This is a genomic window from Devosia neptuniae (assembly GCF_025452235.1).
GTDB lineage: Bacteria > Pseudomonadota > Alphaproteobacteria > Rhizobiales > Devosiaceae > Devosia.
The window spans coordinates 1,032,466-1,047,918 of sequence record NZ_CP104965.1; the positions used below are offsets into that span (position 1 = coordinate 1,032,466).

At 62.0% G+C, this 15,453-nt stretch carries 18 protein-coding genes; 9 read left to right on the plus strand and 9 right to left on the minus strand.

Going from position 1 to position 15,453, the window contains the following annotated elements; translation table 11 throughout:
- Positions 1-67 precede the first annotated feature (67 nt).
- The gene (locus N8A98_RS07660; protein WP_262170407.1) at positions 68-214 is read left to right on the plus strand and encodes a hypothetical protein; all 147 of its coding nucleotides are present in this window, start codon (positions 68-70) and stop codon (positions 212-214) included.
- A complete protein-coding gene (locus N8A98_RS07665) occupies positions 201-407 on the plus strand; it encodes a hypothetical protein (RefSeq protein WP_262170409.1) in 207 nt (68 codons plus the stop codon). Before N8A98_RS07660 ends, N8A98_RS07665 begins: the two co-directional genes overlap by 14 nt.
- Positions 408-474: 67 nt before the next feature.
- Here N8A98_RS07665 and N8A98_RS07670 read toward each other — a convergent pair whose 3' ends face one another.
- The gene (locus N8A98_RS07670) at positions 475-696 is read right to left on the minus strand and encodes a hypothetical protein (protein WP_113121079.1); all 222 of its coding nucleotides are present in this window, start codon (positions 694-696) and stop codon (positions 475-477) included.
- A gap of 520 nt (positions 697-1,216) precedes the next feature.
- Here N8A98_RS07670 and N8A98_RS07675 point away from each other — a divergent pair.
- Entirely contained in the window at positions 1,217-2,266 is a 1,050-nt protein-coding gene (locus tag N8A98_RS07675; RefSeq protein WP_262170411.1) for a LacI family transcriptional regulator, read from the plus strand.
- A 119-nt stretch (positions 2,267-2,385) separates the two neighbouring features.
- On the opposite strand, the gene N8A98_RS07680 is transcribed toward N8A98_RS07675, so the two are convergent.
- Complete coding sequence (locus N8A98_RS07680; protein ID WP_262170413.1) at positions 2,386-3,423, minus strand: aldo/keto reductase; 1,038 nt, start codon at positions 3,421-3,423, stop codon at positions 2,386-2,388.
- 93 nt (positions 3,424-3,516) lie between these two features.
- On the opposite strand from N8A98_RS07680, the gene trhO reads away from it, so the two are divergent.
- Together trhO and N8A98_RS07690 are read left to right on the plus strand one after the other, a co-directional pair.
- Entirely contained in the window at positions 3,517-4,533 is a 1,017-nt protein-coding gene (gene trhO, locus N8A98_RS07685; protein WP_262171911.1) for an oxygen-dependent tRNA uridine(34) hydroxylase TrhO, read from the plus strand.
- A 76-nt stretch (positions 4,534-4,609) separates the two neighbouring features.
- Positions 4,610-5,542, plus strand: coding sequence for a LysR family transcriptional regulator (locus N8A98_RS07690; protein WP_262170414.1), 933 nt, complete (start codon positions 4,610-4,612; stop codon positions 5,540-5,542).
- Here N8A98_RS07690 and N8A98_RS07695 read toward each other — a convergent pair.
- The 3 genes from N8A98_RS07695 to N8A98_RS07705 form a co-directional block, all read right to left on the minus strand.
- Positions 5,539-6,252, minus strand: coding sequence for an alpha/beta fold hydrolase (locus tag N8A98_RS07695; RefSeq protein WP_262170416.1), 714 nt, complete (start codon positions 6,250-6,252; stop codon positions 5,539-5,541). The genes N8A98_RS07690 and N8A98_RS07695 overlap by 4 nt on opposite strands.
- A gap of 145 nt (positions 6,253-6,397) precedes the next feature.
- Positions 6,398-7,378, minus strand: coding sequence for an iron exporter MbfA (mbfA, locus tag N8A98_RS07700; RefSeq protein ID WP_262170417.1), 981 nt, complete (start codon positions 7,376-7,378; stop codon positions 6,398-6,400).
- Between the two features lie 72 nt (positions 7,379-7,450).
- Positions 7,451-8,341 carry an NAD(P)/FAD-dependent oxidoreductase gene (locus N8A98_RS07705; RefSeq protein ID WP_262170419.1) on the minus strand — a complete coding sequence of 297 codons (891 nt, stop codon included), beginning with the start codon at positions 8,339-8,341 and terminating at the stop codon, positions 7,451-7,453.
- 149 nt (positions 8,342-8,490) lie between these two features.
- Between N8A98_RS07705 and N8A98_RS07710 the strand changes: the two genes are divergently transcribed.
- From N8A98_RS07710 to N8A98_RS07720, 3 genes are read left to right on the plus strand one after another with little or no spacing between them, the layout of a single operon-like run.
- Positions 8,491-9,093, plus strand: a complete 603-nt coding sequence (locus tag N8A98_RS07710) for a hypothetical protein (protein WP_262170421.1) — start codon at positions 8,491-8,493, stop codon at positions 9,091-9,093.
- Positions 9,094-9,151: 58 nt separating this feature from the next.
- Entirely contained in the window at positions 9,152-10,366 is a 1,215-nt protein-coding gene (locus N8A98_RS07715) for an O-antigen ligase family protein (protein WP_262170422.1), read from the plus strand.
- The gene (locus N8A98_RS07720) at positions 10,363-11,244 is read left to right on the plus strand and encodes a glycosyltransferase family 8 protein (protein ID WP_262170424.1); all 882 of its coding nucleotides are present in this window, start codon (positions 10,363-10,365) and stop codon (positions 11,242-11,244) included. The genes N8A98_RS07715 and N8A98_RS07720 overlap by 4 nt, the downstream gene beginning before the upstream one ends.
- A gap of 1 nt (position 11,245) precedes the next feature.
- On the opposite strand, the gene N8A98_RS07725 is transcribed toward N8A98_RS07720, so the two are convergent.
- Genes N8A98_RS07725 through N8A98_RS07735 form a run of 3 tightly spaced genes read right to left on the minus strand, consistent with a single transcriptional unit; the run spans position 11,246 to position 13,684 of the window.
- Positions 11,246-12,046 carry a hypothetical protein gene (locus N8A98_RS07725; protein ID WP_262170425.1) on the minus strand — a complete coding sequence of 267 codons (801 nt, stop codon included), beginning with the start codon at positions 12,044-12,046 and terminating at the stop codon, positions 11,246-11,248.
- Positions 12,043-13,227, minus strand: a complete 1,185-nt coding sequence (locus N8A98_RS07730; RefSeq protein WP_262170427.1) for a glycosyltransferase family protein — start codon at positions 13,225-13,227, stop codon at positions 12,043-12,045. The genes N8A98_RS07725 and N8A98_RS07730 overlap by 4 nt, the downstream gene beginning before the upstream one ends.
- A gap of 46 nt (positions 13,228-13,273) precedes the next feature.
- Positions 13,274-13,684: a VOC family protein gene (locus N8A98_RS07735; RefSeq protein ID WP_262170428.1), complete on the minus strand. Its 411-nt coding sequence runs from the start codon at positions 13,682-13,684 to the stop codon at positions 13,274-13,276.
- Between the two features lie 74 nt (positions 13,685-13,758).
- On the opposite strand from N8A98_RS07735, the gene N8A98_RS07740 reads away from it, so the two are divergent.
- Positions 13,759-14,340 (plus strand): TetR/AcrR family transcriptional regulator, encoded by a 582-nt coding sequence (locus tag N8A98_RS07740; RefSeq protein ID WP_262170430.1) that lies wholly within the window; start codon positions 13,759-13,761, stop codon positions 14,338-14,340.
- Here N8A98_RS07740 and N8A98_RS07745 read toward each other — a convergent pair.
- Positions 14,330-15,394 carry a DUF2793 domain-containing protein gene (locus tag N8A98_RS07745; RefSeq protein ID WP_262170431.1) on the minus strand — a complete coding sequence of 355 codons (1,065 nt, stop codon included), beginning with the start codon at positions 15,392-15,394 and terminating at the stop codon, positions 14,330-14,332. The genes N8A98_RS07740 and N8A98_RS07745 overlap by 11 nt on opposite strands.
- Between the last annotated feature and the right edge of the window lie 59 nt (positions 15,395-15,453).

Here is a 15,453-nt window from a genome sequence, read left to right on the forward strand (position 1 = left end):
GGAAATGAACTACTTGGGCGCCAACGCGTTGTGTTTGAACAACAAGCGTCAAGCGTCCGGAGTTTTCATGAATCGCAATGGTCTTTATGCCGTGATCGCCATCCTGCTGGTCGCGGTGGTAGCTTTTGCCATCTATACCTATCAGCAGCAGAACCGCCCCGGCGTCGAGGTTCGGCTGGACGAACAGGGGATTTCCATCGATGGCAATGGCTAGCGATTATGACCTCGCCCCGCTGCGCGACACGCTGATTGCGGCGATTGCGGGGGAACTGGCCCGGCAGGACGCGCGCAATGTCGATGTCGCGGCCCTGGCCGATGCGATCATGACAGCGATCAATGCGCCCCCGGCTCACGATGCCGAAGAGGGCAAGCGCCCCGAGGACCTCAACGCCACCAATGACGATTGAGGCAAACAAAAAGGCATTCCCATGAGCGGGAATGCCTTTTTTGTTTTTAGTTTTCGTGAAGCTGAATTCAGGCCGCGTCGGCGCTGCCCTTGCGGACGGCCTGCGACACGGCAAAATGCGCCTTTTCGACGGTTTCGAACTGCTGGCCATCGATAGCGAAAGCGGGCAGGCGAACGGCGAGGAAGCGATAACCCGCTTCATGCGGCACGACGACGCCCAAAGGCTCGCCGCCCACTTCAATGACGATAGGCTTGTGGGCCTTGGCCCGATCTAGACTGTTTTCCTGCATCAGTGGATGCTCCACTTGGCGTCGACTCGTTCACCACCCTGGAGGTTGGTCCGTGTGGACCACCGGGGTGAATCAGCAACGCTGGGGTTCTATCGGTTATTTGAGACGAGGTTGTGACGAGGTCACATTCGTTTGGAGCGACAGATCCGTTGCCAGCGTTTTGAGGCTTGCATGGAAATACGTACATTCGCGCAGCCAGCATGGATGGTGAAGGTATTGAATGATGTCATCTTCAGTCCTCTCCTGCGGGTTGAACGATAAGGCCGCCGGGGCTCTGCCAGCGGTGAAGGCAAGATAGGAGCGTTCGAGGCAGATTTCCAGCCCGGGCAACGCCATAGAATGACGATTTCTGAAAAAAGCCTACTCGACTTTGGGCGCAGAACGAAAACTGGTGTGGTTTTGTCATATTATGACAGAGCAATGACACCACCACCATGCTTGCAGTGGCCGTGACAATCTGGTGATGTCCGCCCCCGATAGATGATCGCTGCCCGCCAGGGGTGGCCAGAAGGGATGCCGCGTGCCTGACGACGATATGCCGGCCGAACCGGCGGCCAAGCGGGGCGTCAAGCCATCCGGCAAGCCGACGCTCAAGACCATTGCCGAATTGACCGGCTTTGCCGTGACCACCGTGTCGCGCGCGCTCAACAATGCGCCCGAACTGGCGCAGGACACCCGCGACAAGGTGCAGAGGGTGGCCGCCGAAATCGGCTATCTCCCTGACCGCGCCGCTTTGCGGCTCAAGACCGGCCGCACCAATGTGCTCTCGCTGGTGCTGGAGCCGGACGAGCAGATTTACGGCTTTGGCACCTCCATCGTCAGCGGGTTGACCGAGGCGATGCGCAACACGCCCTACCACCTGGTCATCACCCCGCTGTTCCGCAATGTGTCGCCGATGGAGCCGATCCGCCATATCGTGCGCAATCGCATGGCCGATGGGGTGATTTTCTCCAAGGCCGAAATCTATGACGAGCGCGCCCGCTTCCTGCTCGACAATGATTTCCCCTTTATCAGCCATGGCCGCAGCCGCTGGCCCGATGCCCATCCCTGGGTGGATTTCGACAATGAGGCTTTTGCCTATGGCGCGGTCAAGCGCCTGGTGCAGAAGGGCTGCCGGCTGGTGTCCATCGTGCTGCCCGACAGCGCCCTGACCTATACCGAACACCTCAAGGCCGGCATTGCTCGGGCGGCCGGGGAAGCCGGCATCGCCTACGAATTTGCCGCCGACATCAATCTGGGCAGCCCCACCGACGCCATCCGCACCCATGTCGCCAAACGCGCCCGCCGCCCCGACGGCGGCCCCGACGGCTATGTCTGCGCCTCCGAGATTTCAGCGCTGGCGGTGATCGGCGCGCTGAACGAAGCCGGCAAGACCGTCGGGCAATCCGCTCACGTGGTCACCAAACAGGCTTCCCAACTCTTTGCCCAGTTCCAACCGGGCGCAGAAACGGTCTTTGAGGATTTCACCAAGGCTGGCCACAGCCTGGGCACGCTATTGCTGCGCAGGATCGGCGGGGAGAGCGCGGACACTCTCACCGCGCTCGATTTGCCCCGGTTTGATTGGGACTAGCTAACTAACCACCGGCCCTCCCTCGCCCCTTGAGGGAGAGGGACAGGTTATTCTTCGTCCAGAAGAATAATCAGGGTGAGGGGTACTGCGCTCTCCCATGCCAGAAGTGCAGAAGGCCCCTACCGCAACCATCCCTTCGGACTGGGATGCAGTTCCATCTGCCCATCCTTGGTCGCCTCGTCGATCTGCGCGATCTCGTCCGCGCTCAGCTCCAGATTATTGAGCACGCCCAGATTGTCCTTGAGCTGATCGAGCGTGCGCACGCCCACGAGCGCCGAGGTCATTTCCTTGCGTCGCAGCGCCCAGCTCAGCGCCAGTTGCACCATGGACTGTCCTCGCGCCCGGGCAATGGCGCCCAGCTTGTCCACCGCCTCCAGCACGCGCGGCTCGACATGGCTGGCGCGGAGCGTCGTATTGCTCGATGCCGCGCGAGTGCCTTCCTTGGCGCCACTGTTATACTTGCCGCTCAGCACGCCCTGCGCCAGCGGCGAAAAGGCGATGATGCCGATGCCCAATTCACCACAGGCGTCGATGGTGTGGTCATTCTCGATCCAGCGATTGAGCACAGAATAGCTGGGCTGATGGATGGTGGTGGCCACGCCCATTTGCTTCAAAATCCGATGCGCCTCGCGCGTTTCGGCTTCGGGATAGCTCGAAATGCCGACATAGAGCGCCTTGCCTTGCCGCACCACCTGGGCCAGCGCGCCCACGGTTTCCTCGAGCGGGGTATTGGGATCGTAACGGTGGGAATAAAAGATATCGACATAGTCGAGCCCCATGCGCTTGAGGCTCTGGTCCAGGCTTGCGATCAGATATTTGCGGCTGCCGAATTCGCCATAGGGACCGGGCCACATATTGTAACCGGCTTTGGTCGAGATGATCAGCTCATCCCGATAGGGCCGGAAATCGCGCGCCATGACCTGGCCGAACAGTTCCTCGGACGAGCCGGCGGGCGGCCCGTAATTATTGGCCAGGTCGAAATGGGTAATACCCGCATCGAACGCATGGCCCAGGATTTCCATGGCGCCGGGATAGTCCCGCGTGCCGCCGAAATTCTGCCATAGGCCCAGGCTGATGACCGGCAGCTTGAGCCCCGAGCGGCCCGAATGGCGATATTGCATGCTGTCATAGCGTGCCGGATCGGCCCGATAGGTCATGACGTCCTCCTGAGAATTTGCGATTTGCCCATGCGTGACGGGCGGCGCGACGAGTGGTATGAGCGGGGCCATGTGCCCCCCGATAATACGCCTATGTTCAGTCTGCCCCAAGCCAATCAGCCATACAAGGTGATGGCGATCTATAAATTTGCCGACCTGCCCGACTGCGCCGAATTGCAGCCCAGGCTCGCCAAATTCTGCTGCGGGCTCGGCATCAAGGGCACGCTGATCCTGGCGCCCGAGGGCATTAACGGCACCGTGGCGGGGACTGTGGACGCCATTGACGCGCTGGCCAGCTATCTCTCGGACGGCCCCGATTTTGGCACCCGCCTCATCGGCGCCGAGATCAAGTTCTCGACTGCCGCCACCATGCCCTTCCTGCGCATGAAAGTGCGCCTCAAGCCCGAAATCGTCACCCTGCGCGCGCCCGAGGCCAATCCGGCCAAGGCGGTGGGCACCTATGTCGAGCCGGAAGACTGGAATGGCCTGATCGAGCGCAATGACGTCGTGTTGGTGGATACCCGCAATGATTACGAAGTGGGCCTGGGCACGTTCCAGCGCGCGCTCGATCCCGCCACCAAGAGCTTTACCGAGTTCAAGGACTATGTCGAAACCCATCTCGATCCGGCGCGCGACAAGAAGGTCGCCATGTTCTGCACCGGCGGCATTCGTTGCGAGAAGGCATCGTCGTACCTACTGAGCAAGGGCTTCGAGGAAGTGTTCCACCTCAAGGGCGGGATCCTGAAATATCTCGAAACCGTGCCCGAGGATCAAAGCCGCTTTGCCGGCGAATGCTTCGTCTTCGACGAGCGTGTCTCGGTCGGCCATGGCCTGGTCGAAGGCGACGCGACTTTGTGCCGGGCCTGCCGGCATCCGCTGACCGCAGCCGACCGCGCCGATCCAAAATACCGCGAAGGCATTGCCTGCCCCCATTGCAGCGATGACCTGGCAAAGCATGCCGCTGCGGCCGAACGGCAAAAACAGATGGACCTTGCCCGCCAGCGCGGCGGCGCCCATCTGGGCGACGATGCCGCCCAAGCCGCCACCCGCGCCCGGGCCCGCAAACGCGCAGAAGCGGAAGCCTCGCGCGAGCGTAACAAGGCGGGTTGAGCCCGCTTCCCCATCGCAAAATGCAATGCTAGGCTAAAAATTACTCGCAATAGCTCCAGCCGCATAAGCATTCCCGATGGACCTCGACCAGCTTCGCACTTTTGATCGCATCGTTCGCGACCAGAGTTTCACCAAAGCCGCCGCGTATCTGCACATCACCCAGGCCACCGCTTCGATGCGCATCCGCGCCCTCGAGCAGCTATTGGGCGTGACACTGTTCCAGCGCGGCCGCACCGTGACGCTGACCGATCAGGGCATGACCTTCCTGCCCTTTGCCCGCCGCATTATCGGCACCGCGCAGGAAGGCCGCGAGGCGCTGCGCCGGGTCGAGCGCGGCCGTATCGCCATTGCCTCGCTACGGAGTCTGGTTTCCCCGCTGATCACCGAGGCATTGCTGCGCTTTCAGCAGAAATATCCCAGCGTCGATGTGGTGGTGCATGAGGGCAGGCAGGCCCAGATCGCCGCCATGCTGCACGAGCGGGACGCTGAAATGGGCATATTGTGCTGGCCCAATATCGATCCGCTGATCGTGGATCTGGTGCCGCTGGTCATCATGCGCGAACGCGTGCCGCTGGTCGTGGCGCCCGAAATCGCCGCACGGCTGCCCGCTCAATTCAGCATCGAGGATGTACTGGCTTTGGTGCCCCGCGTGATCTCGCTGCGCTGGTGGCAGGCCGAGCCCGAAACCGCCGCCGCTCTGGTGCGCCTCGCCAAAACCAGTGTCGAACTCCCCACCGGGCCGGCCCGACGCCTCGCCATCAAGGGCGAGGGCCTGGGCTTTTTCGTCAGCTCGGCCGTGGCCGACGATATCGAGGCCGGGCGGCTGGTCGAAATCGCCCCGCCGGATTTTGAGCCGCTACACCGCGACACCGCCATGGTGGTCCGCTCGCTGGCGGCGCTCGATCGCGACATGCTGGCCGATTTCATCGCCGAGATCGCGCTGGAATGCGCCAAAGTGGGCGTCATCCTCGACAACCGGCTGGCCACACTGAGCAACAAGGTCGCCTAGGACCAGAACCGCAGCAACGCCGCACGCCAATCGGCGGTGGCGTCCAGATTGGCGCAATGCCCGCCATAGGGCAGGTCCACAATGGTGAGATTGTCCCGCGCGCCGATGCGCGCCAGGGCCGGCCTGAGCGCAAGATTGACTGCGCGGTCGCGCCCGCCGACCAGAACCAGCATTGGTCCGGTAAACCCCGTTACGGCATGGGTCAGATCATAGCGGCTGATACTGGCGGCGATTGTCGCAATTGTCTGCGGGTCGATGGCTTCGGCCATAGCGGCAATGACCTTGCGCGCCGGCTGGTCGCTCGTCGTCGACCAGGCCGTCAGCGCTGCCAGACATCGCGGACCAAGCAGAAAGTGGATCGGCGGCAGGATCCGACCCAACGCCAGCGGCAGGTTCAGCGAAAAGGCCGTGCCGAACATGGCAAGCGTTTTAAACCGCTCCGGCGCCCGCGCTACCAGATCGAGTGCCACGATGCCGCCCAGCGAATTGCCCACCCAATGGACCGGCCCGAGTTGGGCGTGATCCAGCATGGCGACCAGATCATCGGCCAGCGTCGGGATGGCAAAACTCCGGCTATTGCGCGTGGCCGGAACGCCCGATTGCCCATGGCCGCGCAAATCGGGCACCAGCACGCGAAAGCCTTGCGCCGCAAAGAATTCGGCATCGGCAGCAAATTGCAGCCCGCTCGCCGCCAGCCCATGGCAGAGCACCAGGGGCTGGCCATGCGCTGGGCCATGCAGGCGATAGGCCAGCGGCGTGCCGTCCGCAGCGCTCAGAATTCGAACAGAGATCAGCCTTCTCCTGCGCTGGGTTCAGCCCAGCCGGAATCTGTCACGCCCTAGCAGCACCGGCAAGTCAGGCATTGCCGATCAATATACCCGCCGCGAACACCAGCGAGCCGCCCAGCACGACCTGCATGACGGCGCGCCAGAACGGGGTCTGCATATAGCGGTTCTGGATGAAGGCGATGGCCCAGAGCTCGATCAGCACGATGGCGATGGCCAGTGCGGTGGCGGTGAAGAAATCGTGGATCAGATACGGCAGAGCATGCCCCAGCCCGCCCACGGCGGTCATGATGCCGGCGGCCAGCCCGCGCTTAACCGGCGAACCGCGTCCGGTCAGCTTGCCATCGTCGGAGGCCGCTTCGGTAAAGCCCATGGAAATGCCGGCGCCGATGGCCGCGGCCAGACCCACCAGAAAAGTCTGATGCGTATCGCCGGTGGCAAAGGCCGCGGCAAAGACCGGTGCCAGGGTCGAAACCGAGCCATCCATCAGCCCGGCCAGACCCGGCTGCACATAGGTCAGCACAAACTGGCGATGGTTTTCGCTTTTTTCGACATCGCGCCCCTCGGCGCCCAACACGGCTTCATCGATCCGGTCGGCGGCATCGGCATGGCGGCGTTCCTGCGCGGCCAGATCACCGAGCAGCTTGCGTGTGCCAGCATCGCTGACCTGCTTGGCCGCTTCCATATAAAAGCGATAGGCGCCCTCCTCCATCTCCCAGACCTGCTGGCGCACGGCCTCGAGCGTGAGGTTTTTCAGCAGCCAGATCGGCTTGCGATTGATGAAGCCGCGCACATGCTCGCGCCGGATCGGCACCAGCCTTTTGCCGAAACGTTCGACATAAAGATCGAGCAGGCGGCGGCGATGCTCGTCTTCCTCGGCCGCCATGCCCTCGAACAAAGCCGCCGAGCCGGGATAGGTCGGTGCCAGACGCGTGGCGAATTCGGAATAGATGCTGCCATCCTCTTCCTCTGCCGCAATTGCCAGAGCCAGGATTTCGCGTTCGGAAAGGCTGGAAAAAGAGCGGCGGGCATCGGGCAGCAGGGAAAACATGACGCGTCTCGTTTAGAATGGTTCTAAACATTGTCTAGAACCATTCTAAACTGATGGCAAGTCTCGCGACCGCTATTGCAGCATGGATTGCTGGGCGAAAATCGCCGCCATTGCCCCGCTGGAAGAGGCCAATGTCACGCTGGCCACAGGATTGGCGAGGTCGCCGGCAGCATAGATGCCTTCCATTGATGTCTGGCGGCGATCATCGACCTTGAGGAAGATCCCAAGCGGCGCATCGACCGTTTCCAGCCCCAGTGTTTCATGCAGACTAGCAGAGGGTTGATTGCGCGGATGCGCGAACAGCACATCGACCGACGCCGTGCGGCCGGTATCGAGATGGATCGCGCTCAAACGGCCATTGTCATGCGCGATGCTTGCCACTCTGCCGTCGATCACCGGCACATTGCGCCGTGCCAGACCCGCCCGCGCCTCGGCATCCAGTTCATGCCCATTGGCGAAGAGGGTCAACTTGTCGGTCCAGTCGCCAAACAGCGAGATGGCATGCAAGCTATGCGGCCCGGAATAGACCAGGCCCCAATGCTGGCCCGCCACTTCGAACCCATCGCAATAGGGGCATGGCACGATCGATTTACCCCAGCATTCGGCAAAGCCGGGAATGACTGGCATCTCGTCGGCCACGCCATAGGTCAGCAGCAGGCGCCTCGCCTTGAGCGTTTCGCCATCGTCGGTGCGGACGGCAAAATCATCCACCGCACCGCTGACACTATCAGCCCGGGCATTGACTAGCCGCACCGTTGGATAGCGCTCAAGCTGCTGACGGGCGGCCGCCAGGATATCGGCGGGCGGTTTGTGGTCGTGGCCGAGCAGGCCATGGGAATGGCTGGCAAAGCGATTGCGCGGCAGGCCGGTGTCAAGCACGGTGACCTTGCGCCGCGCCCGCCCGAGCTGGAGAGCCCCGGCCAGGCCGGCAAAGCTGCCGCCGATGATGATGACGTCATCCATGATGATCTCCACAAGATAGGCAGGGGTGCGACGTCGGACGCGCACGTTTCATGTAACTTTATTTGTTACATTAAGCCTGCGGAGTCAAGGTCGGTTCCGTCGCTGGCGATTTGCGGCTAGGATCGCGCTAGTTTCCGCTGGAGTAGTCCATGAAGATCCCACTCGCCGCCGCATTGCTGCTGCTCGTCGCCGCATCGGCAGCCTTCGGTTTCGACAGCAGGACGCAGGGGATCATCGACCAGTACAAGCCCGGCAAGCTGATCCGCCTTGCCGATGTGGCTCACCTGATGGCGGCCAGCGAGCGCTGGTGCTATCTCGAGCAGGACGGCACCTGCTCATGGTCCGATATCTATCTCGATGTGGGCAAGAGCGGCGCCGAGTTTGAAATCGGCAATGCCTGGAACGAGGATGTCGACATCGCCTTTACCGATCGCGGCGAGTTTCGCGATGGCCGCTATATCTGCGAAACCGGCACCGACTGGGTGCCCAATATGCGCGCCACCAGACGTTCGGACGGCAACGTGATCGGCGGCCGTGAATTGGCCCAACTCAAGAGCGAAATAGCCGACCTGCGCTCAGAGGACAGCCAGGATTGCTTTGACTACGTCTACACTTCCGCCGATGCAGAAAACCAGACGATCACGCTGACCCAGCGTCAATACATCAACGACGTGCACGAAACCGGCAAGGACACCGAGGTGACGGTCCATTTCGACGCAGTTGCAGCGCAAGCACTGACCTATCGCTGGTAAGGTCGAACGGTTAACTCTGCGCACCAAGAGCCGGACCGTTTCGTTGATCAAGCAGGACATGAATTTGCCAAGACTGACCGTCGCGTTTCTTGCCTGGGCCATGCTTTTGGCCGGCCTGACGCTGCCGACCTTCGCCCCTGAGATTTCCAACACCGCAATCCTGGTGCTGATGTCCATTGCGCTGCTGCATCTGATCTGGGTGCCCGAGCGCAGGCAATTGCTGCGTCAGCCGGCGGGCTGGATGCCGTTGCTGGCCGGCCTATTTTTGTTCATTGCCTTCAGCTTGACAGCTAAATCACCGCTGCACGTCGCTGCATTCCTGGCCCTGGTCCACCTTTACATGGTCGTGCCAATGGCCGGCTTGCTGACCCGGCTGGGCGACGCATTGACCCTCGATCGCATCGGGTTATTTGCTCTCGCCGGAACGGCCGGGGGCGCTATCGCCGCGGCCATCGATGTTTTCGTGCTCGGATCGGCGCGCGCTGGCCTGGTCAACAATCCCATCCATCTGGCCGCCTTGGGGCTGGCGCTTGGCTTTGTGTCCTTGATCGGCATCTGGGGAACAGGCCGGCTGCGCACCATATTCCTGCTTGGCCCCGTGCTCGGCATCGTGACGGTCTATCTGACAGGGTCACGCGGGCCAACGGTGGCTGCTGCGCAGATGCTGCTGGTGGCGGCGGCCGCCATCTGCTTTTCCTGGTTGCCGGCCCGCACCGCCCGGCGGGTCGTCGGCTCCAGCATTGCAATCCTTGCATGCATTGTCATATTTTTCCTGGTCACGGGGGTGGCTGACGAGCTCACCCCAACCGGCCAGATTTTGTCCTTGCTGCGGACCGGGGTGACCAGCGACACCTCGACCGCCGAGCGGCTGATAATGTACCAATCGGCCTTCGATGCGTTCCTTGCTTCCCCGCTCACGGGCTACGGCCTGCTCGACTATCCGGCAGCGGCCGCCGCACACGCCCCGCCAGGCGTAGCCTTCCCGGTCTATGCCCATCTCCACAATGACATCGCCGATTTCGCTGTGGCCGGCGGATTGTTTGGCCTGCTGGCCTATGGGCTATTCCTGTTCGCGCCGCTCATGGGCGCCTTGCGCGCACGCGGCCCATTGCGCATCCCGCTGCTCTATCTCGGCGGCGTTACCACGATCGGCTATTTTTCCATGGGCATGACCAACGCGGTGATTGGCTTGCGCTGGCAAGATATCGTATTGGCGAGCGTGCTGGCGCTCATTGTGACGCTGTCCACCCGTTCGCAAGGACCTCAAGCATGAGCGCAAGCTCGATCCATATTGCCCTGACCTTCGATGACAATTTCTGGGCGCCGGCCTATGCCACGATGCGATCGGTATGCCTGTTCACCATGCGTCGTAGCGATTTGGTGTTTCATCTCTGCCATCGCACGCTGACGCCCGCGCATGTCGCAGACCTCAAGACCATTGAAGGCGAATTTGGTGTTACCCTGGTCTGGCATGATCTGGATGGCTCCGCGCTGTTTCGCGACGTGGCCGCCCGCATGCCAGTCAACAAGCGGCTGAGCAATATCGTCTATGCGCGGCTGATGATCGACAAATTGATCGGCCCCGATGTCGCACGCGTGCTCTATCTCGATTGCGACATGCTGGTGCGCGATAATATCGAAAAGCTCTATGACGTGGACATGGAAGGCCGCCCCGTCGCGGCGGTCCGCGACTCCATTGGCGCCTTCATCACCGGCGGGCGGGACCTCCGCAATAATCGCGATATCTTTGATCCGGCTTATGCCTATTTCAATGCCGGCATGGTGCTGATCGACGTCGCCAAATGGCGCGAGGCCGATATAATCGGGCGGCTGGAACAGGCGCTCAAGGATGGCGTGATGGCCCGCATCTACTACGACCAGGATTTCCTCAATCTGGTGTTTCAGCGCAATTGGCTGCAATTGCCCTGGCGCTGGAACACGATCGACGCTCGCCATGCCCATGAGGGGCTCGACCCGGCCATCCTGCACTATACGGGCGAAGCCAAGCCCTGGGGCATTTTCTCGGGCATGCTGCAAAGCGTGGCCTTTGCCCGGCTCTATCGGCATGTGATGACCAATGAACTGTTCTATCGCTTTGCCCGCCATCGCTGGAAGCGCTGGTGGAAGAAGCGACTGGGCCTGGGCAAATAGGCTAGCCGTGCACGATCCCTTCACGGGTGCAGAGTTCGGCCAGCGCGCTGCCAGGCCCGGGCGGTGGCATATCGGCCCGACCGCGACGGGTCAGCTGGCTGCGCCAAATGTGGACCGCCAGTGTATCGGGCTCAATGGCCGCATCAATGCTGGACCCGGGCTGCATCAGGGCGGGGATGCCCTCATAGGGGATTGGGTAGAATACACTGCTGGGCCGCACCAAATGCTGCAGTCCGCGCTGGCGCACATAGTGGGTCAGTGCAAAAGGCCCCGTCGCGCCATATTGCATATCTTCGGGCGCGATTTTTTCGCCCATGAGGCGCCTTGCGGCGACTTCCAGCCGCCGGAACGGGGGTAGATGTGGCTCGAACAGCGGACGCTTGGTATCGGTAAAAATGGCGAGCAGATCATCAAGCAGCGGTGCATCCGCCGGAATATGCAGCACCGCGCCATTGACCGAGCCGGGGCGCTCATAGGCCATAAGATAATCAGGCGGCCCCTCGATAGGGCGTACGCAATAGACGTCGAGATCCGCATAGACCCCGCGCCCCTGCCGCAGCAGGCTCATGCGGAAATAGTCCGAGAACACGCCAGGCGTGCCCTTCCCCTTGTAGAAAACCAGCTTATCGCGCGGCAGCACTTCGGCAGCGTCCATCGCCACCGCGCCCTTGGGCAGGCCGGGCACGGGGTCGAAGGAATAGACCTCGACGCGATGACCGTGGCGGCGGAACGAGGCGATGGACAGCGCTTCGAGCCAACTCATCGGGCCGTGCCAGAAGCTGACAATGGTGGGCAGGCTCATTGCTTGGGCTCCGGGCCGAACACATCGGCGAAGGTCTTGATCATCAAGGGGTCCCGCACATGCAGCTTGGGGTCGAACACGATCTTTTCGGTGCGATCCCAATACCAGGAATGCGATATGCCGATGAAGTGGTAGCCGTAAAAGCGGTCGGAGGAACCTGATAGATTAAGCCAGCCCTTGACCTGATGGGTCCAGGGCTGGGCGCGCCAGCTGGCAAAGAATGCCCTGCCCGGCGTCAGCGCCCATTTCTTGCCGCGGTCGCGGGCGGCGACACCCTTCTTGCGGATGACGAAGTGGCGATGGCGCGGCGGCCCGTCCTCCTCCCGCGCATTGAGCACCCAGACCCGGTTGAAGCGCAGCAGCCCGAAGGGAGAGCGCTCGACCGCCTTGAACACCGATTTGCGGAAGGGCGACATCACCAGCTCGTCCACATCGACATTGAGGATGGACCGCGCCTGCATGGCATATTTGCGGAAGAACTGAACGAACAGGGTCGGCTGCGCAAACTGTGGCCAATGCCCGCCGAACTTGTGCTTGGTATAGACATCGCCCATCGAGCCGTATCGATAGGGCCAGGGAATGACCAAGAATTTCTTGAGCCCTTCGACGGCAGAGAGAGTTCTGCGAATGTCGTCAAGGCCGTATTCCGTCGAGCCGTTGTCGTAGACGACTACAGCGGTGGCGCCATGTTCCCTAACGTAAAAGCGCGCCCAATCGGCAATCCATTGGAGATCGTTGTCTTTGTTGATGGTGAAAATGGCTCGATCGCCGGCAAGCGCCTGGCTCTGGTTCGGCTGAATGGCCAGTTCGAACTGCTGATCGCCAATGCTGAGCCGCAGATGGGTGTCTGCTTCAGGCAATTTTGCGCGCAAAATAATGGCTTGCACGCCATGATATACCTTGGGCCGAACCTGTATGCCACTTTGCACGCCTTCGACCACCAGCTCATCAATGTACGGTTTTAGGTTGAGCGCCATGGGCCCCAACAGATAGACGTGCTTGCCACGATGATCGCGGAACACGTCATAAAACACCGCCCAGTCATCGAACCGGTCATAAAAGCTTTGGGGCCGCTCCAGCTCGGGCCCCAGCGGCAGGCGCCGGAGCGATCCTGCTTCGGACAGCAGGACTGGGGAGGACGCGGCAATGGTCGCGTCGGATTGCGCAATGTCGATAGCCATGCCGTGCCATAACCCACCACAAGCGGCTAGGCTAGCGGGAACCCGTCTAGTGCTGCTGGCTGGCCAGCCAGTCGGCGTCGGGTTCGATGGGGGTGATGATGTCGAGCAAGACGCCATTGGGGTCAGCAGCGATGAAATGGCGCTGGCCGAAAACTTCGTCGCGCAGCGGCTGCGCGATGACCACGCCGGCACCGTGTAGGCGCTCATATTCTGCCCCCGCGTCTTCGACTTCAAAGCTCAGGATCAAGCCCGTTGTCGGCATGCGGCCAATTTCGGGGATGGTTTGGTGATCATAGGCGATGACGGCAAGCTCGATATGCTCCTTGGCAGTGGAGCGCATATGCACATACCAGTCGCTGTCGAAGACGGGGGCGAAGCCGAGATGGGTCTGGTAGAAAGCCGCAGTCGCCGCAACGTCTTCGACCTGGAGAAGCGGATAGGCATTGAGCATTTTCATGATGAACATCCTTGCATGGGACGAAGTTTACGTGCAATCTGTCTGTAATATCACCTAACATACAGGCTGTACGTATGCAAGAGCGCCGAAGCCAGGCCGAGCGACGCAGCGGCACCCGGGCCGCCCTGGTCAGCGCGGCCCGCGCCCTCTTTGCCCAAAACGGCTATGCCGGGACGGGTACGCCGGAAATTGTGCAGGCGGCCGGGGTGACGCGCGGCGCGCTCTATCACCACTTTGCCGACAAGGCGGCTTTGTTTGCCACCGTGGTCGAGGAAGAGCATATGCTGCTGGCCATGGCGATCAATGCCGCCACCGAGGGCGAGGACGAGCCGGGGCCGGTCAAGGCGCTGATCGCGGGCGGGGATGCGTTTCTCGATGCCATGCAGGACCAGGGAAGGCGGCGCATCCTGCTGGTGGATGCGCCGGCCGTGCTCGGCCGGGCAATGGTGGACGAGATCGATGGCCGCCACGGCCTGCGCACCCTGGTCGATGGCGTGACGGCGGCGATGGAGGCCAAGGCGATCCGCGAATTGCCCGCACTGCCGCTGGCACATCTGCTCAATGCCCTGTTCGATCGGGCGGCGCTGGCTCCGCCCGAAGAGGTCAGCGATTATCGCAAGGCCATCAAGGCCATGATCCGCGGGCTCAAGATTTAGGGCGTTCCAGGCGCTCAACGCGGCCTGCCAATTGCTGCACCGCTGCGATCAGCGGTGCGATAAAGGCGTCATAGCGCAGGCCCTCCTCGCTTTCGGCATCAGCAGGATCAGCCTTCACATGGCCGGCAAAATCCGCGCAGCCCGCCGCCTCGAGCGCCGATTGCACCTGCTGCGCCAAGAGCCCATAATGGGTTCGGCGGCCGGGCCGCACGGCGCCCTCTTCCACCCCGCCGGCAATCCAGCGATATTTCACCGGCTGCAGTGACAGGATGAAATCGAGGCCGAGGTCGCTGGGCGCAATATCGGTTTTCTGCCGCGCGTCCGAAGTCTGGATGGCGCCCGTTGCCGACCAGACCGAAGCCCAGCGCGCACCGCTGGCGCCCAGCGTCACCGCATTGTCGGCGGCAGGCCGCACGGACGCGGCAAAGCTGGCGACGCCGTTCGCTGCGTCAATGGTCACAGCATTGATCCAGCTCGAGCCATCGGCGCTGACCTTGAGCCGCCAGTGATCGTCCCCGGCCAACCCCATTTCGGCGCGACCCGACCAATTGCTCTGGAACAACAGGCTTGCCGTATCGCCGGCAGAAGCTTTGTTGAGCTTGAGCTGATGGCCATTGCCGGCATGGTTGAGCAAGGTCGCCGGGCTGGAAACCGCCAGCCGGTTGGTCGCATCGGCGGAGGCATTGATGCCCAATTGCGGCAGGCCCGAGCCGAGCGAGGCCAGCGGCACCCAGTCCCCCGCGTCGAACACATAGAATGTGCGCTCGGCTTTGACATAGACCTGCCAGCCGGCGGCCGGATCGTAGAACATCCAGGCGCCGGACTGGAATGCGGCGATTTCATTGGCATGGCCCGCCCAGACCCCCGTCGCAGAAACTGGCACGATATAAGCCTCTCCCGCGAGTGGGCTCACGGGCGGCGTCGCCACTGCCCCGCTTTCGACAATGGGCTGGACCAGCGCATCGAGCGCCTGGATCGCCTCGTTATGTGTGACGTGTTTCTGGGCCTGCTGCGGCATGATGAGCGGCAATGACAGGCGCGGGCTTTGATCCATGGGAAAACTCCTTTGCCGGCCAGTCTAGGCCGGTCGGCAAAGGCGGGGATAAGGGGGAG